General features: G+C 63.5%; 21 protein-coding genes and 1 tRNA gene. 10 read left to right on the top strand and 12 right to left on the bottom strand.

Annotated features, from left to right (window positions below; translation table 11 throughout):
* Nucleotides 1-8 precede the first annotated feature (8 nt).
* The 12 genes from Q7J58_RS07240 to tsaD all read right to left on the bottom strand — a co-directional run bounded on the left by Q7J58_RS07240 (nucleotide 9) and on the right by tsaD (nucleotide 10,728).
* Nucleotides 9-629: an NADH-quinone oxidoreductase subunit C gene (locus Q7J58_RS07240; RefSeq protein ID WP_304825476.1), complete on the bottom strand. Its 621-nt coding sequence runs from the start codon at nucleotides 627-629 to the stop codon at nucleotides 9-11.
* A gap of 44 nt (nucleotides 630-673) precedes the next feature.
* Nucleotides 674-1,153, bottom strand: coding sequence for an NADH-quinone oxidoreductase subunit B (locus tag Q7J58_RS07245; protein WP_068175390.1), 480 nt, complete (start codon nucleotides 1,151-1,153; stop codon nucleotides 674-676).
* Nucleotides 1,154-1,189: 36 nt separating this feature from the next.
* Nucleotides 1,190-1,549 carry an NADH-quinone oxidoreductase subunit A gene (locus Q7J58_RS07250; RefSeq protein WP_304825479.1) on the bottom strand — a complete coding sequence of 120 codons (360 nt, stop codon included), beginning with the start codon at nucleotides 1,547-1,549 and terminating at the stop codon, nucleotides 1,190-1,192.
* Nucleotides 1,550-1,599: 50 nt separating this feature from the next.
* Nucleotides 1,600-1,684, bottom strand: a tRNA-Leu gene (locus tag Q7J58_RS07255).
* A gap of 168 nt (nucleotides 1,685-1,852) precedes the next feature.
* Nucleotides 1,853-2,257: a preprotein translocase subunit SecG gene (gene secG / locus Q7J58_RS07260; RefSeq protein ID WP_304825482.1), complete on the bottom strand. Its 405-nt coding sequence runs from the start codon at nucleotides 2,255-2,257 to the stop codon at nucleotides 1,853-1,855.
* Between the two features lie 36 nt (nucleotides 2,258-2,293).
* Nucleotides 2,294-3,040, bottom strand: coding sequence for a triose-phosphate isomerase (gene tpiA / locus Q7J58_RS07265; protein ID WP_304825485.1), 747 nt, complete (start codon nucleotides 3,038-3,040; stop codon nucleotides 2,294-2,296).
* 33 nt (nucleotides 3,041-3,073) lie between these two features.
* A complete protein-coding gene (locus Q7J58_RS07270; RefSeq protein ID WP_304825487.1) occupies nucleotides 3,074-4,063 on the bottom strand; it encodes an NAD(P)H-quinone oxidoreductase in 990 nt (329 codons plus the stop codon).
* 16 nt (nucleotides 4,064-4,079) lie between these two features.
* Nucleotides 4,080-6,209, bottom strand: coding sequence for a polyribonucleotide nucleotidyltransferase (gene pnp / locus Q7J58_RS07275; RefSeq protein WP_304825489.1), 2,130 nt, complete (start codon nucleotides 6,207-6,209; stop codon nucleotides 4,080-4,082).
* Between the two features lie 265 nt (nucleotides 6,210-6,474).
* Entirely contained in the window at nucleotides 6,475-6,741 is a 267-nt protein-coding gene (gene rpsO / locus Q7J58_RS07280) for a 30S ribosomal protein S15 (protein WP_304825492.1), read from the bottom strand.
* A 114-nt stretch (nucleotides 6,742-6,855) separates the two neighbouring features.
* Nucleotides 6,856-8,064 carry a pyridoxal phosphate-dependent aminotransferase gene (locus tag Q7J58_RS07285; RefSeq protein ID WP_304825494.1) on the bottom strand — a complete coding sequence of 403 codons (1,209 nt, stop codon included), beginning with the start codon at nucleotides 8,062-8,064 and terminating at the stop codon, nucleotides 6,856-6,858.
* Between the two features lie 26 nt (nucleotides 8,065-8,090).
* Nucleotides 8,091-9,413 carry a branched-chain amino acid ABC transporter substrate-binding protein gene (locus tag Q7J58_RS07290; RefSeq protein ID WP_304825497.1) on the bottom strand — a complete coding sequence of 441 codons (1,323 nt, stop codon included), beginning with the start codon at nucleotides 9,411-9,413 and terminating at the stop codon, nucleotides 8,091-8,093.
* A gap of 214 nt (nucleotides 9,414-9,627) precedes the next feature.
* A complete protein-coding gene (gene tsaD, locus Q7J58_RS07295; protein WP_304825500.1) occupies nucleotides 9,628-10,728 on the bottom strand; it encodes a tRNA (adenosine(37)-N6)-threonylcarbamoyltransferase complex transferase subunit TsaD in 1,101 nt (366 codons plus the stop codon).
* Nucleotides 10,729-10,882: 154 nt separating this feature from the next.
* Here tsaD and Q7J58_RS07300 point away from each other — a divergent pair, with 154 nt between their 5' ends.
* The 10 genes from Q7J58_RS07300 (at nucleotide 10,883) to cobA (ending at nucleotide 24,116) form a co-directional block, all read left to right on the top strand.
* Entirely contained in the window at nucleotides 10,883-12,178 is a 1,296-nt protein-coding gene (locus Q7J58_RS07300; RefSeq protein ID WP_304825503.1) for a nitrate regulatory protein, read from the top strand.
* Between the two features lie 374 nt (nucleotides 12,179-12,552).
* Nucleotides 12,553-13,848, top strand: coding sequence for a CmpA/NrtA family ABC transporter substrate-binding protein (locus Q7J58_RS07305; RefSeq protein ID WP_304825506.1), 1,296 nt, complete (start codon nucleotides 12,553-12,555; stop codon nucleotides 13,846-13,848).
* Nucleotides 13,849-13,976: 128 nt separating this feature from the next.
* Complete coding sequence (gene ntrB / locus Q7J58_RS07310; protein ID WP_304825509.1) at nucleotides 13,977-14,903, top strand: nitrate ABC transporter permease; 927 nt, start codon at nucleotides 13,977-13,979, stop codon at nucleotides 14,901-14,903.
* Nucleotides 14,900-15,712 (top strand): ABC transporter ATP-binding protein, encoded by an 813-nt coding sequence (locus Q7J58_RS07315; protein ID WP_304825511.1) that lies wholly within the window; start codon nucleotides 14,900-14,902, stop codon nucleotides 15,710-15,712. Before ntrB ends, Q7J58_RS07315 begins: the two co-directional genes overlap by 4 nt.
* 1 nt (nucleotide 15,713) lies before the next feature.
* Nucleotides 15,714-18,197, top strand: coding sequence for a nitrite reductase large subunit NirB (gene nirB / locus Q7J58_RS07320; RefSeq protein WP_304825514.1), 2,484 nt, complete (start codon nucleotides 15,714-15,716; stop codon nucleotides 18,195-18,197).
* Between the two features lie 8 nt (nucleotides 18,198-18,205).
* The gene (locus tag Q7J58_RS07325) at nucleotides 18,206-18,997 is read left to right on the top strand and encodes a type IV pili methyl-accepting chemotaxis transducer N-terminal domain-containing protein (RefSeq protein WP_304825517.1); all 792 of its coding nucleotides are present in this window, start codon (nucleotides 18,206-18,208) and stop codon (nucleotides 18,995-18,997) included.
* Nucleotides 18,998-19,013: 16 nt separating this feature from the next.
* Entirely contained in the window at nucleotides 19,014-19,415 is a 402-nt protein-coding gene (nirD, locus tag Q7J58_RS07330; protein ID WP_304825519.1) for a nitrite reductase small subunit NirD, read from the top strand.
* A gap of 16 nt (nucleotides 19,416-19,431) precedes the next feature.
* Entirely contained in the window at nucleotides 19,432-22,281 is a 2,850-nt protein-coding gene (locus tag Q7J58_RS07335; protein WP_304825522.1) for a nitrate reductase, read from the top strand.
* A gap of 51 nt (nucleotides 22,282-22,332) precedes the next feature.
* On the top strand, nucleotides 22,333-23,295 hold the full coding sequence (ybiB, locus tag Q7J58_RS07340) for a DNA-binding protein YbiB (protein WP_304825525.1): 963 nt from the start codon (nucleotides 22,333-22,335) through the stop codon (nucleotides 23,293-23,295).
* Between the two features lie 2 nt (nucleotides 23,296-23,297).
* Nucleotides 23,298-24,116, top strand: a complete 819-nt coding sequence (cobA, locus tag Q7J58_RS07345; RefSeq protein ID WP_304825580.1) for a uroporphyrinogen-III C-methyltransferase — start codon at nucleotides 23,298-23,300, stop codon at nucleotides 24,114-24,116.
* The last annotated feature ends 5 nt before the right edge of the window (nucleotides 24,117-24,121 follow it).

Here is a 24,121-nt window from a genome sequence, read left to right on the forward strand (position 1 = left end):
CCTACAGCTCAGTGCAACCCGCCGTAATTGTCTTCGCGGATCACGCGCGGCGTGATCTCTCGCGGCTCGATGCTCACCGGCTCGTACACCACACGCTGCCTCGTGGCGTCATAGCGCATTTCCACATGACCCGATAGCGGGAAGTCTTTGCGGAACGGGTGACCAATAAAGCCGTAGTCGGTCAAGATGCGACGCAGGTCGTCATGACCCTCAAACACAATGCCAAAGAGATCGAACGCCTCGCGCTCGTACCAGTTGGCAGACGCCCACAGCGACGTAACGGATGCCAGCACCGGAAAATCTTCCTCCGGGCAAAAAACCCGGACGCGAACACGCTGGTTGAGGCTGACCGACAAAAGGTGGACAACCGCAGCAAACCGCAAGCCTTCCCAGCGACCATCGCCGTAGGTTTGGTAATCCATGCCGCACAAATCAATCAACTGCTCGAAGCACGCCACAGGCTCGTCACGCAGGCTTTGCATAACATCGAAATAGTTGACCGAACTCACCGTCACGGTCACTTCACCACGCTCCACCGCGATCGACTCGGCGCGATCACCCAGCAAGGCAGCAAGAGAGGATTGAATCGCCTCGGGCGAGGTGGCGTAGGGCGTTCGGGTATCGCTCATGAACAGACTTTCTGGACGCAAACCGGATAGGCCATAACAGACACTCAGGCCCGCGCAATGGTGTTGGTGCGGCGAATTTTTTGCTGCAACTGAATGATGCCGTAGAGCAAAGCTTCTGCCGTGGGCGGACAACCGGGTACGTACACATCCACAGGCACGATGCGATCGCAGCCACGCACCACCGAATAACTGTAGTGGTAATACCCACCACCATTGGCACAAGAACCCATGGAGAGCACCCAGCGGGGCTCCGCCATCTGGTCGTAGACCTTGCGCAAAGCGGGAGCCATCTTGTTGCACAGCGTGCCAGCCACAATCATCAGATCAGACTGACGCGGACTGGCGCGAAACACCTCGGCACCGAAACGACCGAGATCATATCGAGCCGTGGCGGCATGCATCATTTCAACAGCACAACAAGCCAAACCAAAGGTCATAGGCCAGAGCGACCCTGTCTTGGCCCAGTTCACCACCGAGTCGTAACTGGTGGTTACAAAACCTTCTTTGAATACGCCTTCAATCATGAACAGCTCCGGAGTTTGCGCAAGGGTTGAGCTTGCTCATTCCCAATCCAATGCGCCTTTTTTCCACTCGTAAGCAAAGCCCACGGTCAGAATGGCCAGAAAAACCACCCCCGCCAGAAAGCCCGTCAGACCAATATCTGAAAAAGCCACAGCCCAAGGGATCAAAAATGCGATTTCCAGATCGAACAAAATGAACAGGATCGCAACCAGGTAGTAGCGCACATCAAACTTCATCCGTGCGTCTTCAAATGCCTCGAAGCCACACTCATATGGAGAGTTTTTTTCCGCGTCGGGGCGGTTGGGACCGAGTATGTAACCCAGAACTTGCGGAATGACCCCGACCGCAACACCCACCAAAATGAACAAGAGAACGGGAAGGTATTGTTCGAGACTCATCTTGGTAAGTTCCACTGACACGGCACACGGGCCATGCTGTCCAAAAATATTGGTGCCGACGGCGAGACTCGAACTCGCACAGCTTTCGCCACTACCCCCTCAAGATAGCGTGTCTACCAATTTCACCACGTCGGCTAGGTCTGCGTTGCCGGGCTCACGAGGGACTGTGTGAACCTTCTCGACAACCGTTAGAGTTTACCCTGAAACGACCCTAGTTTCGGGGGAAACTGTGGTTTTCGCTTCAAATCACACTCAAAAATCTCACGTGAAATCAACGCTTAACACAGTACATTGCCGGCCAGCTTACTTGGCTGGAATTTGGGCTGCACCTGTTCCTACAGGTTGGGTTTCCACGACAGCTGCAGCAGGTGCGCCACCGCTGGTCTGGCCAGGAATCTGTGCTGCAGGAGGCACTTCGGTGGGAAGAACAGAGCCCTCCAGCACACTGCCCGAACTCGGTGCTTCGCGCAAATTGCCGAAATAGGCCAAACCAAGGGTGCAGGTCAGGAAAACGCCAGCCAACACGGCGGTGGTCCGCGACAGGAAGTTTGCACCACCCGAAGCGCCAAACAAGCTGGCAGAGCCAGCGCCACCACCGAAGGCTGCACCGGCGTCTGCTCCCTTGCCATGCTGCATCAAAATCAAACCAATCATGCCGAGTGCAGAAAGGATCTGCACAGCAAGGAGGATGGTCAACAAAATGTTCATTTTTTTCTCCGTAATGGGTTAATTTGTGGCAACTGCTTACTGCGCAGCAGCCACGATCTGCAGGAAGTCCGCCGCCTTGAGCGAAGCGCCCCCGATCAGCCCGCCATCAATGTCGGGTTGCGCCAGCAAGCTGGCGGCATTGGCCGCGTTCATACTGCCGCCATAAAGAATATGCACCCGTTCAGGGTGTTGGGTGGCTGCAGCAAGCTGTGCACGCAACACAGCGTGCACCTGCTGCGCCATCTCTGGCGTGGCGGTCTTGCCGGTACCGATGGCCCACACAGGCTCGTACGCCACCACAATTTCGCTGGTGCAATGCGCCACGGCGTGAATGACGGCAGCCAGTTGGCGCTTGACCACGGCCTCGGTTTGGTCTGCTTCGCGCTCAGCCAGGGTCTCGCCCACGCAAACGATGGGGGTGATGCCCAGCGCCAGCGCGCGCTGCGCCTTGGTGGCCACCAGAACGTCTGTCTCGCCATGGTACTGGCGACGTTCCGAGTGACCCACGATGGCGTAGCGGCATGCGAAATCGCGCAGCATGGCCGCACTGACTTCACCGGTGTAAGCGCCCTGCTCGTGCGCCGACACGTCTTGCGCACCCCATGCGATCGGGCTACCCAGGAGCAGCGCCTGCAACTGCGCCAGATAAGGCGCTGGCGCGCACAGCGCCATGTCGGCGGCAGGTGCTGTGCCCTTCAAACCATGCAACATGGCTCGGACCAACGCCTCGTTGGCGGCCAGCGAACCGTTCATTTTCCAGTTGCCTGCAATGAGTTTTTTCATAGCTATCTCTCCAGAACTGTGTTCGGCTGGCAATCAGGACCACACCAGGACCAGCTTGCCGATATGTTGGTTGGACTCCATCAGGGCGTGCGCCGACGCAGCATCCTCAGCGTTGAACGCGCGATAGACAACCGGCTTGATACGACCGTTGGCCAACAGAGGCCATACGGTGGTGCGCAAACACTGGGCGATGGCGGCTTTGAACGACACCGGTCGTGGACGCAAGGTGGAGCCGGTGATGGTGAGGCGGCGGCGCAACACCATGCCCGCGTTGATCTCGGATTTGACACCGCCCTGCACGGCGATGATGACCAGTCGGCCGTCTTCAGCCAGACAATCCAGCTCTCGCGCCACGTAAGAACCCGCCACCATGTCCAGGATCACGTTGACACCCTGACCACCGGTCAGGTCGGCCACGGCAGCCACGAAATCCTGTGTTTTGTAGTTGATGGCGTGATCAGCGCCAAGGGCCAGACAAGCCGCGCATTTGTCGTCACTGCCTGCGGTGGCGATCACGCGCGCACCCAGGGCTTTGGCCATCTGGATCGCGGTAACACCGATGCCGCTGGTGCCACCTTGAATCAACAAGGTTTCACCCGACTGAAGCCGAGCGCGGTCAAACACGTTGCTCCAGACGGTGAAGAACGTCTCGGGCAAAGTGGCCGCAGCCACATCGTCCAGCCCCTCTGGCACCGGCAGACATTGACCCACGGGAGCCACGCAAAACTGCGCGTAGCCACCGCCCGCCACCAACGCGCACACACGATCACCCACAGCCAGACCCGCAGCCGTCATGGCGGCCGCATCACCCGACTCAATGACACCGGCCACCTCCAGACCAGGGATGTCGGAGGCACCGGGCGGGACCGGGTAGTTGCCTGTGCGCTGCAGCACATCGGGCCGGTTCACACCCGAAGCGCTGACGCGGATGAGCACCTCGCCCTCGCCCGCTGCGGGCATGGGGCGTTCGGTCAAACGCAACACATCGGGTGCGCCGTAGGCGCTGATTTCAACCGCTTGCATAGCCAACAAACCCGTCTTATTGCTGCTGTTGCTGCTGACCCTGATCACCGCTGTTGCGGTCGATCAGCGCCTTCATCGACAATTTGATGCGACCCTTTTCGTCGGTCTCCAGCACCTTGACTTTGACGATCTGACCCTCGCTCAGGTAGTCGGTCACGCGCTCGACACGCTCGTGGGCGATTTGGCTGATGTGCAGCAGACCGTCTTTGCCGGGCAGCAGGTTGATCAAAGCGCCGAAGTCCAGGATCTTGGTGACCGGACCTTCGTACACCTTGCCGATTTCAACCTCGGCGGTGATCTGCTGGATACGGCGCTTGGCTTCGTCGGCCTTGGCGCTGTCGGTCGAAGCGATGGTGATGGTGCCGTCTTCGTCGATGTTGATCTGGGTACCGGTCTCTTCGGTCAGCGCACGGATCACCGAGCCGCCTTTGCCGATCACGTCGCGGATCTTCTCGGGGTTGATCTTCATGGTGAAGAGCTTGGGCGCGAAGTTCGACACTTCGGTCTTGGCTTCTCCCATGGCCTCTTCCATCTTGCCCAGAATGTGCATGCGGGCTTCCTTGGCCTGGGCCAGTGCGACCTGCATGATTTCCTTGGTGATGCCCTGGATCTTGATGTCCATCTGCAGTGCCGAGATACCGTTGGTGGTGCCAGCAACCTTGAAGTCCATGTCACCCAGGTGGTCTTCGTCACCCAGAATGTCGGTCAGCACGGCGAAGCGGTTGCCGTCCTTGATCAGGCCCATGGCGATACCGGCCACGTGGGCCTTCATGGGCACGCCAGCGTCCATCAGCGCCAGGCAGCCGCCGCAGACCGAAGCCATCGACGAGGAACCGTTGGACTCGGTGATTTCCGACACCAGGCGCATGGTGTAGGGAAAGTCTTCCTTGCTGGGCAGCGCGGCGATCAGCGCGCGCTTGGCCAGGCGACCGTGGCCGATTTCACGGCGCTTGGGTGTGCCAAAACGGCCGGCTTCGCCGGTGGCGAAGGGAGGCATGTTGTAGTGCAGCATGAAGCGGTCTTCGAACTCGCCAGCCAGTGCGTCGATGCGCTGGGCATCGCGGTCGGTACCGAGCGTGGCCACCACCAACGCCTGGGTTTCGCCACGCGTGAACAGCGACGAACCGTGGGTGCGGGGCAGCACACTGTTGCGGATTTCGATGGCACGCACGGTACGCGTGTCACGACCGTCGATACGGGGCTCGCCAGCCAGAATCTGGCCACGCACGATCTTGGCTTCGATCTCGAACAACAGGGCTTCAATGGCCACGCTGTCAAAGGCCACACTTTCGGCCTTCAGGCTCGCCATGACGTCGGCGTAAGCCGTGCGGCAGGCCTGGGTGCGGGCCTGCTTGTTGCGAATCTGGTAGGCCGCTTCGAGTTTGGCTTTGGCCAGGTCGTCGATCTTGGCGATCAGGGCTTCGTCTTTGGCTGGTGGCTGCCAGTCCCAGACGGGCTTGCCGGCGTCGCGCACCAGTTCGTTGATGGCGGCGATGGCGATGTTGCCCTGCTCATGACCAAACACCACGGCGCCCAGCATGATTTCTTCAGACAGCTGGTCGGCTTCGGACTCCACCATCAGCACAGCGGCCTGGGTGCCGGCCACCACCAGGTCAAGCTGGCTGTCTTTCAACTGGGTCTGGCCCGGGTTGAGCACGTACTGGCCGTTGATGTAACCCACGCGGGCCGCACCAATGGGGCCGTTGAACGGGATACCGCTGACCGACAGGGCAGCCGAGGTGGCGATCATGGCCGCGATGTCGGCCTGGACTTCGGGGTTCAGGCTGACCACATGCACGATCACCTGAACTTCGTTGTAGAAGCCTTCGGGGAACAGCGGGCGGATCGGGCGGTCAATCAGGCGGCAGGTCAGCGTCTCGAGTTCGCTCGGGCGGCCTTCGCGCTTGAAAAAGCTGCCGGGGATCTTGCCGGCGGCGTACGATTTTTCGGTGTAATCCACCGTCAGCGGAAAGAAGTCTTGACCGGCTTTGGCATCGGTCTTGGCCACCACGGTGGCCAAGACCACGGTGTCGTCGATGTTGACCACCACAGCGCCGGTGGCCTGGCGGGCGATTTCGCCGGTTTCCATGGTGACCGTGTGCTGGCCCCACTGGAAGGTCTTGGTGACTTTGTTGAACATGCTCATGGGTTTTCTCCTACGAGCCACCCAGCAGAACTGGCGGGCGGCATGGCGTGCAGACCAGCTGCACAAAACCCGGACACACAACCCAGAACACGATGCCATTCCAGAGTTGTTGAGTGCCGTTTGGGCTCGACCCTCAACACCTTTGGAATGACACAGCTTCGCTCTGTTGTTGCTGCTCCGGAATCAAAAAGGGCGGCCAACAAACAAAAAACGCCCGAGCCAGCGAACCAACTCAGGCGTTTTGCGTGTCATGCCGTATTCAAAATTACTTGCGCAGACCCAGTTTGGCGATCAGGGCAACATAGCGCTGAGCGTCCTTGGACTTCAGATAGTCCAGGAGCTTGCGGCGGCGGCTCACCATGCGCAGCAGGCCACGGCGACCGTGATGGTCTTTGGCGTGCGTCTTGAAGTGGGGAGTCAGTTCGTTGATGCGGGCGGTCAAAATGGCGACCTGCACTTCTGGGCTACCGGTGTCGTTGGCAGCACGGGCGTTGTCCGCAACAACAGCGGCTTTGACGGTTTTTTCGATCATGTCGGATTCCTGGGGGGTTACATGCGCCCCGTCGCAGCCTGCCAGCGCCTGAAACACCAAGCCTGACCGCCGCAGCGGGCGTGGATTGCCGTTCAAACAAACAGCAACCGCGAATTATAGCCCAGTCGCTTTTTTGCCTTGGTCCCGCAGCCAAGCCTGCAGGCGCTCAACGCCCTGCACCAGCCGCTGCGGGTCGCGGCTGGCAAAGCACCAACGCAGCCAGCCCGCGGCTTCGGGGCCAAAGGCGCTGCCTGGGGCCAGACCCAGGCCGGCCTCACGCACCAGCCGCTTGGCCACATCCAGGCAGTCGGGCTGTCCATCCAGCCGGAAAAAAGCGTACATGCCACCTGGCGGCATGGCCAGCGTGACGCCAGACAGGGATTGCAGCAGCGGCACCAAGGTGTCGCGGCAGGCTTGCAGGTGGGCCACCAGCGCTGGCGTGACTTCGTCACCGCGCTGCAACGCCACCACGGCAGCGCGCTGGGTGAACACGGGGGCGCACGAAGTGTTGAACTCAATCAGCTTGCCCACCGCGTGGGTGAGTGCTGCAGGCAACACCAGCCAACCCAGGCGCCAACCGGTCATGAGAAAGCTTTTGGAAAAGCTGTGGGCCACGATCAGGCGGTCGTCCGGTTCGGCCACATCCAGGAAACTGGGCGCGGCACCGTTAGCGCTTTGGCCTGCGTAGTACAGCCGCTCATACACCTCGTCCGCCAACACCCAGGTGCCGGTGCAGCGGCAGTGCGCCAGGATGGTGCTCTGCTCTTCGCGGCTGAGCGTCCAGCCGGTCGGGTTGTTGGGTGCGTTGACAATCAGCAGGCGGGTGGCCGGCGTGATGGCCGCCAACAAAGCCGCCATATCGAGCACCCAGGCACCCGCCTGGTCACCCGACTCGACCACGTTCAGAGACACGGTTTTGACAAGCGCCCCCATGATTTGCGGCTGGGCCGCCAAGTTGGGCCAAGCCGGTGTGATCACCACCACGTCGTCGCCGGCCTCCACCAGCACCTGCGAAGCCAGCATGAGGCCGTTGACACCCCCCGAGGTGACGGCGATGCGATCAAACCAATGGTCGGCGCAGCGCCCGGGGTGCAGGCCATGGGTGTAAACCGCTATGGCCTGGCGCAACTCCGGCAGGCCCAGGTTGTGGGCGTAGAAAGTTTCGCCCAGCTGCAGCGAAGCCATGGCCGCCTCGCGGATGAACGCCGGCGTGACCTCGTCGCTTTCGCCAAACCAGAACTTGAGCACGTCCGGACGGCCCAGGCCTTCGTTGGCCACTTCGCGGATGCGGGACTCTTCCAGCTGATCAACCACGGCTCTCATGAACCGACTCCTTGAAATACCCGGTATCAGGGCCGCGCCATGTTACAGCCGTGCGGCTGCTCGGCTTGCTGGGGACTGATGTTGCGGATGACGCGAAAGCCATAGCCCGAGCCCTCAACATCGAACTTCACGCCGGGCGCGCCCTGGCGGTCCATCACCGCCACAGCCAGCGGTTGCTGAAACTGGTGATCGGCTGCGCGCATGCGGGCGCGCTGGCCAGCAAAGGTGACGTCGGCTTTTTCGAGCTGGGCGGCGATATGGGCCGCGTTGATCGGGCTGCCGTCTGCGCCCGCGCTCTCGATGGCCTGCGCCAGCGACTCGATCATGAGCTGCATGCGCATGTGCACGTAGTCTTCTTCGGGTTTCGGAAAGCGTTGACGGAACGACTGGTAAAAAGCTTCGGATTCGCGCGTGGCCACGTTGGGAAACCAGTCGGCCACTGCGATCACTTTGCCAATGCCGGCGTCGCCAATGGCGGCGGGTGCACCCAGCGCATTGCCGTAGAAGGTGTAGAACGTGCCTTCAAAGCCCACTTCGCGTGCGGCTTTCACCAGCAGTGTCAGGTCGTTGCCCCAGTTGCCGGTGAGCACCGCCTGGGCACCGCTGGCCTTGATCTTGGTGGCATAGGGCAAAAAGTCTTTCACCCGCGCCATGGGGTGCAGTTCGTCACCCACAATTTTCACATCGGGCCGTTTGGCTGCCAGCTGGTTGCGGGCTTCGCGCAGCACCGCTTGGCCAAAGCTGTAGTCCTGACCAATGAGGTAGATGTTTTTCAGGGCTGAGTCTTCGCGCAGCACGCTCATGAGCGCGGTCATGCGCATGTCGGCGTGGGCGTCAAAGCGGAAATGCCAGTAACTGCACTTCTCATTGGTCAGTACCGGGTCCACCGCCGAGTAGTTGAGAAACACCACCTGGCGCGACGGCTCGCGTTCGTTGTGCTTGTTGATGGCGTCGATCAGCCCCGCAGCTGCGGCCGAGCTGTTGCCCTGGGTGACGATGGTGATGTTGCGGTCGATCGCGGAGCGCAGCGCCGACAGGGCCTCTTCGGTTTGGCCTTTGCTGTCAAAACGGTCTATTTGCAGGGGACGGTTGCCGCCGGGCAGTTTCACACCGCCACGTGCGTTCACACGCTCGGTGGCCCACACCAGGTTGCGAAACACGGCTTCACCGGTGTTGGCAAACGGGCCTGAAAGGCCTTCGATCATGCCAATGCGAATCGGCGCGCCGCTGGCACTGGTGCTGGCGGAAGCGGTGGTCTGCGCGGCGACCGGCAGGCTCAGGCAGGCCGCCAAGGCCAGCACCCAGGTGGTGCAACGGCGGCGCAGGGGAGATGTCAAAACGGGATGCATACGGATTCCGGTGAAGGCGGGCTGGCGGGTTGCCAGCGCAGTTCCAGGGTTTGGCCAAGCGCCTGTTGTGCTTGGTTACGGGCCGAGTTCGGTCACAAGAGAGCTCGGGGAGGCGCAGTGTAATTCATAATTAACTTTACACAACCGCCTACCGATGAACTGCCGATCATCCATCTTCAGCACCCGGCAACCCCCTTGCAGCACAGGCTTCGCATTACCCGTGGGGCACAGACAACTCGGCCAACGGCCAACGCGGGCGCACGTCAAAGTGGTAGCGGGTGGCTTGAGGCTCTGCGTCCAGCTGTGCCAGCCCCGCCTGAACGCGCATGCCAGCGGCCAGGGCAATCATGGCACCGTTGTCGGTGCACAAATGCAACTCGGGGTAATGCACGCGGATGTGGGCTTTTGCACAAGCGGCATTGAGCTGCTCGCGCAACAGCGCGTTGGCCCCCACGCCGCCAGCCACCACCAGTCGGCGCAGCCCAGTGGCTTTGATGGCCGCCAGCGATTTTTTGACCAGCACCTCCACGATAGCGGCCTGCACACTGGCGGCCACGTCGGCCTTCTGCTGCAAGCTCAGCGGATCAGCCAGGTACGTGGTGGCCGGTCCGTCCATGCTGGCGTGGGCCAGCCGCTTCACTTGGGTGAGCACCGCCGTTTTCAGGCCGGCAAACGAAAAATCGAGGTCGCCGCTGTGCAACAGCGGGCGCGGCAGCTTGTAGGCCAGCGCATCGCCCTGCTGCGCCAGCTGGGCCAGCGCGGGGCCACCGGGGTAACCCAGACCGAGCAGCTTGGCCGACTTGTCGAACGCCTCGCCCGCCGCGTCGTCAATGGTTTCACCCAGCAATTCGTAGCGCCCAACCCCGTCCACCCGCATCAGCTGGGTGTGCCCGCCCGACACCAGCAGCGCCACAAACGGAAACTCGGGTGGGTCGGCGCTGAGAAACGGCGACAGCAAATGCCCTTCCAGATGGTGCACGCCCAGCACCGGCTTGCCCAAGGCAAAGCCCAGCGCACAGGCCACACCCGAACCCACCAGCAAGGCGCCCGCCAGCCCGGGCCCGCGGGTGTAGCCCACCGCGTCCACGGCCGACAGCGGCAGCCCGGCCTGCGCCAGCACGGCGTCGGTCAGCGGCAGCACGCGCCGGATGTGGTCGCGACTGGCGAGCTCAGGCACGACGCCGCCGTAGGCCTGGTGCATGTCAATCTGGCTGTGCAAAGCGTGGCCCAGCAGCCGGGGCGTGCCGGTGCCGCTGGCGTCCACCAAGGCCACGCCGGTTTCGTCGCAAGACGACTCGATTCCCAAAATCAGCATGCCGGGAGTGTACGGGGCGGCACAATCACCCGCCCAGCAGGGTTTGGCGCCCGTCTTCGCCGCCCCAAACCGCTGGTACGCGCCAGCACCCATGCCGTCGTACCCAAGACGGCATGTTTGTTGCTGATAGGTTCCGAAACACCCCATTTAGTGCATGAAATCTGGTTTGAGTTTTCTGGTTGCAGCCAAACGCTGCGAAATCGCGGAGCTGCAGGCGCTGGCGCTCACCAGCGCGCTGGTGAATGTGACCGGGCGGCTGGTGCACGGTCTGCAGCGCGAGCGCGGGCTGTCCAACCTGTACCTGGGATCGAACGGTGCCCGGTTTGCGCCCGAGCACCAGGCGCAAATCAGCAAATGCCTGGGCATTGAAGCGGAACTGCGCGCCTGCTTTGACAGCCTGGACACCGAATCGGCCACGGTGGGCAATGGAGCTCGGCTGTTCAGCCGCATCGCCGATGTGCTGCACGGGCTGGACGCCCTGCCCGGCCTGCGGGCGCAGGTTGAAAAGCAGGCCTGGACGGCAAGAAGGGCCACCGAAGCCTATGTGCGGCTGATTGCCGGGCTGCTGGCGGTGGTGTTTGAAGCGGCCGACAGCGCGACCGACCCCGAAATCTCCCGCCTGCTCGTGGCCCGCTTCAACTTCATGCAGGGCAAGGAATTTGCTGGGCAAGAGCGTGCGGCCGGCTCGGCCCTGTACGCCAGCGGGCGGGCTGACGCCACCGAGCAGCAGCGCCTGCTGCACCTGATCGACTCGCAAGAGCGCTGCTTGCAGGTATTCAGCGAATTTTCCAGCGCCGCGCTGGGCGCACTCTGGAGCCAGAACCAGCCCAGCGCCACGCTGGCCGAACTGGAGCGCATGCGTCGTGTGTTGTGCACCGCTGCACACGGCGCAGCGCTGGACGCCAGCCAGAGCCCCGTCTGGTTTGAATGCTGTAGCCAGCGCATGGACCGCATGAAGGCGGTGGAAGACCAGTTGGCGCAAGAGCTGCTGCGCGTATGCGAAGACAAGATAGCCGCGGCCCACCACGACCTGCAGTCCTTCACCGCCCTGAGCGCCAGCGTCCCCCGCGAGACCGATGCACTGACGTTCTTCAAAGACGCGCCACCGACTGGCGGTGCCATGGGCCTGCCCAGCAACGCGGGGGCCACCGGCCTCGCGCCGCCGCAGGGCTACGGACTTCACCTGGAGCGGTCGATTCTGGAACTGGTGCAAGAACAGGCCCGGCGCCTGCAAAGCATGGGCGACGAACTCGACACCGTGCGCGCCAGCCTGAACGAGCGCAAGCTGGTGGAGCGCGCCAAGGGCCTGCTGATGGCCCACCGCCAGTTGAGCGAGGAAGAGGCGCACAAAACCATGCGCCAGATGGCCATGAACCAGAACCGCCGGCTGATTGAAGTGGCCGAAGCGGTGCTGGCCATGGCCGACGTATTGCCAGAGCTGCGCCGCTGAAAAGACCACACGCGACCACCTGCCGTGCTGCAGCGCACAAAGACTGTGCCTGTCACGCACCGCGCACCAAAAAGTGGCCTGCTCAATCCACCCCAAACCACGACCAAAGTGCCCTTGCGTACGCCGCCGAAGGCGATGCGCACTGTTTTTTTCAATGAAATCAAGGCTTGACACCATGATTCACCGCGACAACCCTTGGCCTGGCACGGTACCTGCTTTAAACACAGCAAAGGATTTTGTGCCAATGGCGGCATAAACCCCGAAGTCTCCCCAGACACTGGACAACGGCGTCCATCACCAACTTGCTCACTGCAAGTCAGGTGATGGGCGCCGTTTTTTTTGGTCACCGTTTTTTCATCAGCAAGGAGTTGGACATGAGCGCACACACCACCACCCCAGCCACCGAAGCCACCGCCCCTGCGGTGACGACCACCCCCGAGACGGGCACGGGCTCACGCCGCGATTTCATCAAAAAAGGCGCGGCCACCGCCACCTTCTTCTCTACCCTGGGCCACAGCGGGGTGTGGGCCGCCGGTTCCGACGCACCAGAAAAGACCGAGGTCAAGATCGGCTTCATCCCGCTGACCGACTGCGCCAGCGTGGTGATGGCCGCCGAGCTGGGCCTGGACAAGAAGTACGGCGTGAAAATCATCCCCTCCAAAGAAGCCAGCTGGGCCGGCGTGCGCGACAAGCTGGTCAACGGCGAACTCGACTTCGCCCATGTGCTCTACGGTCTGGTCTACGGCCTGCAGATGGGCACGTCAGGCCCGCAAAAAGACATGGCGGTGCTGATGAACCTGAACCACAACGGGCAGGCCATCACGCTGTCCAAAAAACTGGCCGACAAGGGCGCGGTGGACGGCCCTTCGCTCGCCAAGCTGATGGCGGCCGAGAAGCGCGAATACACCTTCGCCCAGACCTTCCCCACCGGCACCCACGCCATGTGGCTGTACTACTGGCTGGCCAGCGCCGGCATTGACCCCTTCAAGGACACGCGCGCCATCGTGGTGCCACCGCCGCAGATGGTGGCCAACATGCGCGTCGGCAACATGGACGGTTTCTGCGTGGGCGAACCCTGGAACCACCGCGCCATCATGGACGGCATCGGTATCACCGCCAACACCACGCAGGACATCTGGAAAGACCACCCCGAAAAAGTGCTGGGCACCACCGCCGACTTTGTGGCGAAAAACCCCAACACGGCACGCGCCGTGACCGCCGCCATTCTGGAAGCCGGCAAGTGGATCGACGCCGGCTTGCAGAACAAGAACAAGATGGCCGAAGTCATTGCTCAGCGTTCGTACGTCAACACCAGCGTGGACGCGATCAACCAGCGCATCCTGGGTCGCTACCAGAACGGCCTGGGCAAGACCTGGGACGACCCGAACCACATGAAGTTTTTCAACGACGGTTCGGTCAACTTCCCCTACCTGTCCGACGGCATGTGGTTCCTCACGCAGCACAAGCGCTGGGGCCTGATGAAGACCCACCCCGACTACCTGGCCGTGGCCAAAAAGGTCAACCGCATCGACGTCTACAAGCAGGCCGCCACCGCCAGCAAGACGCCGCTGCCCAAGTCCGAGATGCGCAGCGTGAAGATGATGGACGGCGTGGTGTGGGACGGATCCAACCCCGCCAAATACGCAGACGGTTTCAAGATCAAAGCGTAACCCTCCGCGCCGGCCGTTGGCCATCACCCCCAGTGGGGGCAACGCTGGCGGCCCGGCAAAGCCGGTTCCGCGGCGTTCTGAATTTGAAGACACCCCTATCGCCGCACTGCACTGAAAGGACAGCCACCATGGTCAGCGCCGTTTTTCACTCTCCGTTGGAGGCGGTCTCGCCACCAGCCACCCCATCTGTCAGCCCCATTGGAAAAGCCATGAGCGTGCCCAAACCCGATGCACCCGCCGCGACCAGCGCCCGGCCCTCCGCGGCGAGCCGCGACTTTCGCGGACTCTGGATGGCGGTGCTGCCGCCGGTGCTGGGGCTGGCCTGTCTGGTGCTGATCTGGCAGCTGATTGCCAGCACCAGCAACAGCGGCATTCCCAAACCACTGGAAACCTGGACGCAGGCCGTGCAGGTGTTTTCCGATCCGTTTTACAGCGAAGGCCCCAACGACCAGGGTATTGGCTGGAACGTGCTGGCCTCGCTCAAGCGCGTGGCCATTGGCTTTGGCTTGGCCGCGCTGGTGGGCATTCCCGCCGGCTTCGCCATTGGCCGCTTTGAATTTTTGAGCCGCATGTTCAACCCGCTCATCAGCCTGCTGCGCCCGGTGTCGCCACTGGCCTGGCTGCCGATCGGTCTGCTGGTGTTCAAGGGCGCCGACCCGGCCGCCATCTGGACCATCTTCATCTGCTCGATCTGGCCCATGATCATCAACACCGCGGTGGGCGTGCAGCGCGTGCCGCAGGACTACATGAACGTGGCCCGCGTGCTCAACCTGAGCGAATGGAAGATCTTCACCAAGATCCTGTTTCCCGCTGTGCTGCCCTACCTGCTGACCGGCGTGCGCCTGGCGGTGGGCACGGCCTGGCTGGTGATCGTGGCCGCCGAGATGCTGACCGGCGGCGTGGGCATCGGCTTCTGGGTCTGGGACGAGTGGAACAACCTCAACGTCTCCAGCATCATCATCGCGATCTTCGTGATCGGCATCGTGGGTCTGTTGCTCGAATTCGCCCTCATCAAAGTCGCCACCCTGTTCACGTTTGAGGAAGTCAAGTCATGAGCAACAGCAACACCACCAAGTACATCGACATCCAGAACGTCGAGCAGACCTTCAAGACCAAAAAGGGCAACTTCCCCGCCCTGCGCGGCATCAACCTGACCGTGGCCAAAGGCGAGTTCATCACGCTCATCGGTCACTCGGGCTGCGGGAAATCCACCCTGCTCAACCTGATCGCCGGCCTGACCACTCCCACCAGCGGCGTGCTGCTGTGCGCCGACCGCGAGATCGCCGGCCCCGGCCCCGAACGTGCGGTGGTGTTTCAAAACCACTCGTTGCTGCCCTGGCTCACGTGTTTTGAAAACGTGTACCTGGCGGTCGAGCGCGTGTTTGCGGCCACCGAAAACAAGGCCCAGCTGAAAGCGCGCACCGAAGCCGCGCTGGCCTTGGTGGGCCTGATGCCCGCCGCCCAGAAGCGCCCCGGCGAAATTTCGGGCGGCATGAAACAGCGCGTGGGCATTGCCCGCGCCCTGTCGATGGAACCCAAGGTGCTGCTGATGGACGAGCCCTTTGGCGCGCTCGACGCGCTCACCCGCGCCAAGCTGCAAGATGAGCTGCTGGAGATCGTGGCCCGCACCCGCAGCACCGTGGTGATGGTGACACACGACGTGGACGAAGCGGTGCTGCTGAGCGACAAGATCGTGATGCTGACCAACGGCCCGGCCGCCACCATTGGCGAGGTGCTCAGCGTGGAGCTGCCGCGCCCGCGCAACCGCGTGGCCTTGGCCGACGATCCGCAGTACCAGCAATGCCGCAAAGCCGTGATCGACTTCCTCTACACACGCCAAGCCCACGTGGAAAAGGTGGCCTGAAATGGACATGCGCGTCAACCCAAAAGCAAAAATGAAACTGGTGATGGTCGGCAACGGCATGGCCGGTGTGCGCACACTGGAAGAGCTGCTGAAGATCGCACCCGACCTGTACGACATCACCGTGTTTGGTGCCGAGCCACACCCCAACTACAACCGCATCCTGCTCAGCCCCGTACTGGCCGGTGAACAGACACTGGACGAGATCGTGCTCAACGACTGGTCCTGGTACACCGACAACGGCGTGACCCTGCACGCGGGTTGCAAGGTGACCGAGGTGGACCGCATCAAGCGCGTGGTGCACGGTGTGGGCCCGGCGGGTGAGCGCCTCAGCGCGGGCTACGACCGCCTGATCATGGCCACCGGCTCCAACCCGTTCATGCTGCCGATACCGGGCAAAGACTTGGGCGGCGTGCTGGCTTACCGCGACATTGCCGACACACAGGCCATGATCGACGCGGCCACCACCTACCCACACGCGGTGGTGATTGGCGGTGGCCTGCTGGGCCTGGAAGCGGCCAACGGCCTGATGAAGCGTGGCATGAGCGTGAGCGTGGTGCATGTGGGTCCGTGGCTCATGGAACGCCAGCTGGACGAGGTGTCGGGCAAGCTGCTGCAGGGTTCACTGGAAGAGCGCGGCATGCGGTTTCTGATGGGTGCGCAAACGCAAGAACTGGTGGGCGGTGAGGATGGTCGCGTCAAGTCCGTGAAATTCAAGGACGGCACCGAAGTGGCCGCCGACCTGGTGGTGATGGCGGTGGGCATTCGCCCCAACACGGCGCTGGCCGAAAGCATGCGGCTGCACGTGAACAAGGGCATCGTGGTCAGCGACACGCTGCAAACCGTGACCGACCCACGCATTTACGCGGTGGGCGAATGCGCGGCGCACCGCGGCATTGCTTATGGCCTGGTGGCGCCACTGTTTGAACAGGGCAAGGTGCTGGCCACGCACCTGGCCGAATTTGGCATTGGCCGCTACACCGGCTCGCTCACGTCCACCAAGCTCAAGGTCACCGGCATCGACCTGTTTTCCGCTGGCAACTTCATGGGTGGCGACAACACCGAAGAGATCGTGATGAGCGACCCGGCCAGCGGCGTCTACAAAAAGCTGGTGATTCAGAACGACAAGCTGGTCGGCGCCTGCCTGTACGGCGACACGGTGGACGGCAGCTGGTACTTCAAGCTGCTGCGCGAAGGCCGCAAGGTCAGCGATATTCGCGACAAGCTGATGTTTGGCGAGTCCAACATCGGCGACACCGGGCACCAGGGCCACAGCAAGGCCGCCGCCATGGCCGACACCGACGAGGTCTGTGGCTGCAACGGCGTGACCAAGGGCGCAATCTGCAAGGCCATCAAAGACAAAGGCCTGTTCACGCTGGAGGAGGTGCGCAAAAACACCAAGGCCAGCGCGTCGTGCGGTTCGTGCACCGGCCTCGTGGAACAGATTCTGATGTTCACCGCCGGCGGCGACTACTCGGCCACACCCAAGCTCAAGGCCATGTGTGGCTGCACCGAGCACGGTCACGAAGCGGTGCGCGAAGCCATTCGCACGCCGCTGGCCGATGGCAGCAAGCTGCTGACCACCCACGCGGTGTTTTCGCACCTCGGCTGGAAGACACCCAACGGTTGCGCGAGCTGCCGCCCGGCGATCAACTACTACCTCATCAGCACCTGGCCCAAGGAGGCCAAAGACGACCCGCAGAGCCGCTACATCAACGAGCGCTCGCACGCCAACATCCAGAAGGACGGCACCTACAGCGTCATCCCGCGCATGTGGGGCGGCGAAACCACGGCCGACGAGCTGCGCCGCATCGCCGACGCGGTGGACAAGTACAACATTCCCACCGTCAAGGTCACGGGCGGGCAGCGCATCGACCTGCTGGGCGTGAAGAAGGAAGACTTGGTCAACGTCTGGAAAGACATCGGCATGCCGTCGGGCCACGCCTACGCCAAGGCGCTGCGCACGGTGAAGACCTGTGTGGGCAGCGAGTGGTGCCGCATGGGCACGCAGGACAGCACCCAGATGGGCAAGGACCTGGAGCGCGCGATGTGGCGCATGTACGCACCGCACAAGGTGAAGTTTGCGGTGAGCGGCTGCCCGCGCAACTGCGCCGAATCCGGCATCAAAGACGTGGGCATCATCGGCGTGGACAGCGGTTGGGAGATGTACGTGGGCGGCAACGGCGGCATCAAGACCGAGGTGGCCCATTTCTTCGTGAAGCTCAAGACCGCCGAAGAGGTGATGGAGTACACCGGCGCCTTCATGGAGCTGTACCGCACAGAAGGCTGGTACCTGGAGCGCACAGTGCACTACATCAACCGCGTGGGCCTGGACTATGTGAAAAAGCGCATTCTGGACGACGCTGCGGGCCGCAAGGCGCTGTGGGAACGCCTGCAGTTTGCGCTGGACGGCGAGCCCGATCCGTGGGTTGACTTCCAAAAAGCGGCCGTGGACACCCGCCAGTTCATTCCCTTGATACCCGCATGAGGCACACGATGCAACGACGACATCTGATGATTCTGGCCGCTGCGGCGGCCACCTCTGCCACCAGGGGCGTGCAAGCCCAGGTGGTGGACCTGAACGATGCCATCAACAAAGCCGGGCGCCAGCGCATGCTGTCGCAGCGCATGGGCAAGGCCTGGCTGGCGCTGGTGCACCAGACTTCCAGTGCCAACGCCCAGTTGGTGCTGGACCACTCCATGGCCCTGTTTGACCGCCAGCTCGTGGAGCTGAAGGCCTACGCGCCCACCCCCGACATCCGCGAAACCTACGTGAAACTGGAAGAGGCCTGGAGCGGTTACAAAACCACACTCGTGGGCACCGTGCCCCACAAATCGGCCGCACAGGCTGTGCTGGAAGCCGATGCCAAGGTGCTGGCGCTGGCCCACCAGGGCACGGTGCAATACGAAGCCATCTCGAACCGCCCGGTGGGCAAACTGGTCAACGTGGCCGGCCGCCAGCGCATGCTGTCGCAACGCATGGCCAAGTTTTACTTTGCGGCCATGCTGCCGGTGGATGCGCGGGTGGCCAGCGCCGAAATCGGCAAATCGCGCAGCGAATTTCTGAACGCGATGGACCTGCTGCGCAACGCGCCACAAGCCACCGACCGCATCCGCTCGGAGCTGCAACTGGCCGATGGACAGTGGGTCTTTTTTGACCAGGCCCTCAAGAACATGCAAACCTCGGGCGCAGCAGCCAAGCCGCTGTCCCACGTGTTTGTGAGCAGCGAAAACCTGCTCAGCGTGATGGACCGCGTCACGGGTCTGTACGCCGCCATCACCACCTGAAACCTCTGGAGCCAACATGAACCGATGGATCGCCATCTGCCGCGTGGAAGACATCCCCGTGCTGGGGTCGCGCCGCGTGGCGCGCGACCAGGGCCTGGATGTGGCCGTGTTCCGCAACGACCGCAACGAAGTCTTCGCCCTGCTCGACCGCTGCCCACACAAGGGCGGCCCGCTCTCTCAAGGCATCGTGTTCGGTACCAGCGTGGCCTGCCCGCTGCACAACTGGACGATTGGCCTGTGCACCGGCCAGGCCGCAGCACCCGACGAAGGTTGCACACCAACGTTCAGCGTGAAGGTCGAGAACGGTGACGTGTTTCTGGACGCGAACGAACTCGCCACCCAGGCCACCGATCTGACACGCCCCATCGCTGGCCCTTTGCGCCGTGTTCTGTCCCCGCTCCCGCTGGGAGAGGGTTAGGGTGAGGGCAGCAGCCATGCCAGCGAACACCGGAAGTGACCCTCGCAGCAAGCCTCTCCCCGAGGAAGTGAAGGCCGTCACACGCTCCACCTGCCCCTATTGCGGCGTTGGCTGCGGCGTGCTCATTGAAACCCAGGGCCGCGAAATCACCGGCGTGCGCGGCGACCCGGACCACCCGGCCAATTTCGGCAAGCTTTGCACCAAGGGCACCACGCTGCACTTCACGGCCTCGCCCGCCGTGACGCGACAGACGCGCCTGCTGCAGCCCTTGCAGCGGCTGCAGCGAAAAGCACTCCCCACGCCCATCGCATGGGACAGCGCACTGGACCTTGCAGCCGAGCGCTTCGCCAAGACCATCGCCGAGCACGGTCCCGATGCGGTGGGTTTCTACATCAGCGGCCAGCTGCTGACCGAGGACTACTACGTCTTCAACAAACTGGCCAAGGGCCTGATCGGCACCAACAACGTCGACACCAACTCGCGCCTGTGCATGAGCAGCGCGGTGGCAGGCTACAAGCTCACCCTGGGTGCCGACGCGCCGCCGGCGTGTTACGACGACGTGAACCACGCCAACTGCCTGTTCATCGTGGGCAGCAACGCCGCCTTTGCCCACCCGGTGCTGTTTCGCCGCATTGAAGAAGCCAAGAAGCAAAACCCGGCCATGAAGGTGATCGTGGCCGACCCGCGCCGCACCGACACCGCTGGTCTGGCCGACCTGTATTTGCCGCTGCAACCCGGCAGCGATGTGATGCTGTTCCACGGCCTGCTGCACACCATGCTGTGGGAAGGCTGGGTCAAGCCCGACTTTATTGCGGCACACACCACCGGATTTGAAGCACTCAAAACCCTGGTGCGCGACTGCACGCCCGAGCGCGTGGCCGATGTCTGCGGTCTGCGCAAAGAAGACCTCTACACCGCTGCCCACTGGTTTGCCACCTCGCCAGCCACGCTCAGCCTGTACTGCCAGGGCCTGAACCAGAGCAGCAGCGGCACCGCGAAAAACGCGACCCTCATCAACCTGCACCTGGCCACCGGCCAGATCGGCAAACCCGGCGCCGGACCCTTCAGCCTGACCGGCCAGCCCAACGCCATGGGCGGGCGCGAAGTGGGCGGCCTGGCCAACCTGCTGAGCGCCCACCGCGACCTGGCCAACCCCGCACACCGCGCCGAAGTGGCCGCGCTCTGGGGTGTGGCCGATGTACCGTCCAAGCCCGGCAAGACCGCGGTCGAGATGTTCCAGGCCGCGGCCGACGGCGAGATCAAAGCGCTGTGGATCGCCTGCACCAACCCGGCGCAGTCCATGCCCGACCAGACCACCGTGCGCCGCGCGCTGGAGCGCGCCGAGTTTGTGGTGGTGCAAGAAGCCTACGCCACGGCTTCGACGTGCGACTGGGCCGACCTGCTGCTGCCCGCCTCCACCTGGGGCGAAAAAGACGGCACGGTGACCAACAGCGAGCGCCGCATCAGCCGGGTACGCGCTGCGGTGCCCGCACCGGGCGAAGCCCGGCACGACTGGCAGATCGGGGTGGATTTCGCGCAGCGGCTGGAAAAAGCCCTGCCTCAGCAACTGCAAAGCGCCCTCTTCCCCCTCTTTCCTTACCAAAACCCCGAACAAATCTGGCTCGAACACCGCGAGTCCACCCGTGGCCGCGACCTCGACATCACCGGCCTGAGCTACGCCATGCTGGAGCAGCAAGGCCCGCAACAATGGCCGCTGCGCGAAGGCGAGACCACAGGCCAGGTGCGCCTGTACGAAGACGGCGTGTTCCCCACCGCCGATGGCCGCGCCCGCTTTGCCGCCCTGCCCTTTGTGCCATTGGCCGAGCCCCGCGAATCGCGCTACCCGTTCTCGCTCACCACCGGGCGTCTGCGCGACCAGTGGCACGGCATGACGCGCACCGGCACCCTGGGCCGCCTGTTTGGCCATGTGGCCGAACCCGTGGTGCAACTGCACCCGCAAGACATGGCCCGGCGCGGGCTCACGGCGGGCGACCTGGTGCAGGTCACCAGCAAGCGCGGCTCCATCGTGGTGCCCGTGCAACCCAGCGACGAGCTCGGTCTGTCGCAAGCCTTCATGGCCATGCACTGGGGGTCGGAATATTTGAGCGGCGTCAGCAGCACCGGCGAAGCACTCGCCGGCGTGAACGCACTCACCACTTCGGCCCACTGCCCCACGTCCAAACAACCGGAGTTGAAACACGCCGCCGTCAAAGTGCTCAAGGCCGACCTGCCCTGGACGCTCCTGGGCATGGCCTGGCTGCCCGACGCACTGGCCCTGAGATCCCGCGAAGACCTGCGCGCGCTCATGGCGCAATTTCCGTTTGCATCGTGTGTACCGTTTGGGCGCGACCGCACCGGCGTGTTGTTTCGGGCCGCCGCCCACGAAGCCCCTGAGACGGCGTTGATCGAACGCATTGAAGCCCTGCTGGGTCTGGACACCCCCGACGCGCTGCGCTACGCCGACCGCCGGCTCGGCCAGCGCCGCACCGCCCGGCTGGTGAAACACGGTGCATCGAGCACGCTGGAAGGCTTTGTGCTGGCCGGCGACACCCGCGCCGAAGTCTGGATCAAACCGCTGCTGGAAGACGAACAGCCCGCGGGCGCGTACGGCCGCCTGATCCTGATGCCAGGTGCCCAGGCGCCGATCGCCGTCACGGCCAAGAGCCGCCAGGTATGCACCTGCTTCAATGTCAGCGAAGACAGCATCCAGGAACAACTCACGCGGTGCAACGGCTCCCCCGACGAGCGCCTCGCCACGCTGCAAGGGCAGTTGCAATGCGGCACCAACTGCGGATCTTGCCTGCCCGAACTGCGCCGCCTGGTGCGTGCGCAGCCACAGGACATGCGGACAACAGACGTCCTCTGAAAAATCCGCATATAACCCGAAGTCATCAGGTCTGACTGAAAATCGCGCACCATGGGAATCAGCCAGTACATCAAAGTCATCGGGCGCGGCAAAGACGGCGCGCGCGCGCTCACGCGCGAGCAAGCCGCCGACCTGTTTGGCCAAGTGCTCGACAGCACCGTCACCGACCTGGAGGTAGGCGGTTTTTGCCTGGCCATGCGCATCAAGGGCGAAACCGCCGAAGAGATGGCGGGCTTCCTGGATGCCACACACACGCGCTTGCACCGCCCGCCTGGCAACAGCAACAGCCTCACCACCGTGGTGCTCCCGAGCTACAACGGTGCACGCAAACTGCCGGTGCTCACACCCTTGCTGGCCCTGCTGCTGGCCCGCCAAGGCGCGGCGGTGCTGGTGCACGGCACCGCCACCGAAGACCGGCGCGCCACCAGCGAAGCCGTGTTCGCGGCGCTGGGCGTTCACGCGAGCCGCAGCCTTGCCCCCCTGGCGGCGGGCGAACTGGCCTTCGTGCCCACCGAGGTGCTGTGCCCCGGTTTGAAGCGCCTCCTGGACGTGCGCCGTGTGGTGGGCCTGCGCAACCCGGCGCACAGCCTGGTCAAACTCATGAACCCCTGCGCTGGGCGGGCACTCATCGTGGGCAGCTACACCCACCCCGAATACGCCGTTTCCATGGCCGATACCTTTGCGCTGACCGGCACGCACGCCCTGCTGCTGCGCGGCACCGAAGGCGAGCCGGTGGCCGATGCCCGGCGCACCCCCCAAATGGAAGCCTTCCGTGACGGCCAGCGCCACCTGCTGCAAGCCGCCCAAGACGGCCCACTGGCCAGCCTGCCCGATCTGCCCCGCGACGTGGATGCGGCCAGCACCGCCGCTTACATCCAATCGGTGCTCGACGGCGAACGCCCCATACCTGGGCCCATTGCGCTGCAGGTGGAACACATCTTGCGAGAAGTCCGGTGCCAGTCCACAACACAGACCGCCGAGACAACGGCCACGCCAGAGGTCAGCCCACCATGAACATGCCCGCCACCGTCACCACGTCCACCACCCAGTTCCACCCCGGCACCGTCACGCTCGTCGGCGCCGGTCCGGGCGACCCGGAACTGCTCACCATCAAGGCGGCCCGCGCCATTCGCGCCGCCACCGTGCTGCTGGTGGACGACCTGGTCAGCGACGCGGTGCTGGAACACGCTTCACCCAAGGCCCGCATCGTGCACGTCGGCAAGCGCGGGGGCTGCAAGAGCACACCGCAGGCCTTCATTGAAAAGCTCATGATCATCGCCGCGCGCGAAGGCGAGGTGGTGGTAAGGCTCAAGGGCGGCGACCCTTTCATCTTCGGGCGCGGCGGTGAAGAGGTGGAACACCTGCGCGCGGCCGGTATCGAGGTGCAGGTGCTCAACGGCATCACCGCCGGGCTGGCCGGGCTCACCTCGCTGGGCGTGCCGCTCACCCACCGCGAGCACGCGCACGGTGTGGTGTTCGTCACCGGCCACGCCAAACCCGGCGACAGCGGCACCGACTGGCAAGCCCTGGCCGCTACCGCACGCGACGCCAAGCACACCCTGGTGATCTACATGGGCGTGTCCAGCGCGGCACACATTCAGGGCGAACTGCTCAGCGGCCTCCCGGGCAGCACCCCGCTGGCCATCATCCAGCACGCCAGCCTGCCGCATCAGCGCCACGCCGTGACCACGCTGGGCGCGCTGCGCACCACCATCGAGCGCGAGCAGCTGGGCAGCCCGGCCGTGATCGTGGTGGGCGACGTGGTGCGCGGCATTGCGGCGGTGGGTCAGCCCGAGGCCAGCACCCTCACGGCCGAGGCACGCTACCGGGCTTGAGCCGC

The sequence above is a fragment of the Hydrogenophaga sp. genome, from assembly GCF_030656115.1.
Taxonomy (GTDB): domain Bacteria; phylum Pseudomonadota; class Gammaproteobacteria; order Burkholderiales; family Burkholderiaceae_C; genus Hydrogenophaga.

What these genes read in the sequence shown, in the direction of transcription:
- Q7J58_RS07240 (WP_304825476.1), bottom strand. Translation starts at nt 629, where the DNA reads ATGAGCGATACCCGAACGCCCTACGCCACCTCGCCCGAGGCGATTCAA.
- Q7J58_RS07245 (WP_068175390.1), bottom strand. Translation starts at nt 1,153, where the DNA reads ATGATTGAAGGCGTATTCAAAGAAGGTTTTGTAACCACCAGTTACGAC.
- Q7J58_RS07250 (WP_304825479.1), bottom strand. Translation starts at nt 1,549, where the DNA reads ATGAGTCTCGAACAATACCTTCCCGTTCTCTTGTTCATTTTGGTGGGT.
- secG (WP_304825482.1), bottom strand. Translation starts at nt 2,257, where the DNA reads ATGAACATTTTGTTGACCATCCTCCTTGCTGTGCAGATCCTTTCTGCA.
- tpiA (WP_304825485.1), bottom strand. Translation starts at nt 3,040, where the DNA reads ATGAAAAAACTCATTGCAGGCAACTGGAAAATGAACGGTTCGCTGGCC.
- Q7J58_RS07270 (WP_304825487.1), bottom strand. Translation starts at nt 4,063, where the DNA reads ATGCAAGCGGTTGAAATCAGCGCCTACGGCGCACCCGATGTGTTGCGT.
- pnp (WP_304825489.1), bottom strand. Translation starts at nt 6,209, where the DNA reads ATGAGCATGTTCAACAAAGTCACCAAGACCTTCCAGTGGGGCCAGCAC.
- rpsO (WP_304825492.1), bottom strand. Translation starts at nt 6,741, where the DNA reads ATGATCGAAAAAACCGTCAAAGCCGCTGTTGTTGCGGACAACGCCCGT.
- Q7J58_RS07285 (WP_304825494.1), bottom strand. Translation starts at nt 8,064, where the DNA reads ATGAGAGCCGTGGTTGATCAGCTGGAAGAGTCCCGCATCCGCGAAGTG.
- Q7J58_RS07290 (WP_304825497.1), bottom strand. Translation starts at nt 9,413, where the DNA reads ATGCATCCCGTTTTGACATCTCCCCTGCGCCGCCGTTGCACCACCTGG.
- tsaD (WP_304825500.1), bottom strand. Translation starts at nt 10,728, where the DNA reads ATGCTGATTTTGGGAATCGAGTCGTCTTGCGACGAAACCGGCGTGGCC.
- Q7J58_RS07300 (WP_304825503.1), top strand. Translation starts at nt 10,883, where the DNA reads ATGAAATCTGGTTTGAGTTTTCTGGTTGCAGCCAAACGCTGCGAAATC.
- Q7J58_RS07305 (WP_304825506.1), top strand. Translation starts at nt 12,553, where the DNA reads ATGAGCGCACACACCACCACCCCAGCCACCGAAGCCACCGCCCCTGCG.
- ntrB (WP_304825509.1), top strand. Translation starts at nt 13,977, where the DNA reads ATGGTCAGCGCCGTTTTTCACTCTCCGTTGGAGGCGGTCTCGCCACCA.
- Q7J58_RS07315 (WP_304825511.1), top strand. Translation starts at nt 14,900, where the DNA reads ATGAGCAACAGCAACACCACCAAGTACATCGACATCCAGAACGTCGAG.
- nirB (WP_304825514.1), top strand. Translation starts at nt 15,714, where the DNA reads ATGGACATGCGCGTCAACCCAAAAGCAAAAATGAAACTGGTGATGGTC.
- Q7J58_RS07325 (WP_304825517.1), top strand. Translation starts at nt 18,206, where the DNA reads ATGCAACGACGACATCTGATGATTCTGGCCGCTGCGGCGGCCACCTCT.
- nirD (WP_304825519.1), top strand. Translation starts at nt 19,014, where the DNA reads ATGAACCGATGGATCGCCATCTGCCGCGTGGAAGACATCCCCGTGCTG.
- Q7J58_RS07335 (WP_304825522.1), top strand. Translation starts at nt 19,432, where the DNA reads ATGCCAGCGAACACCGGAAGTGACCCTCGCAGCAAGCCTCTCCCCGAG.
- ybiB (WP_304825525.1), top strand. Translation starts at nt 22,333, where the DNA reads ATGGGAATCAGCCAGTACATCAAAGTCATCGGGCGCGGCAAAGACGGC.
- cobA (WP_304825580.1), top strand. Translation starts at nt 23,298, where the DNA reads ATGCCCGCCACCGTCACCACGTCCACCACCCAGTTCCACCCCGGCACC.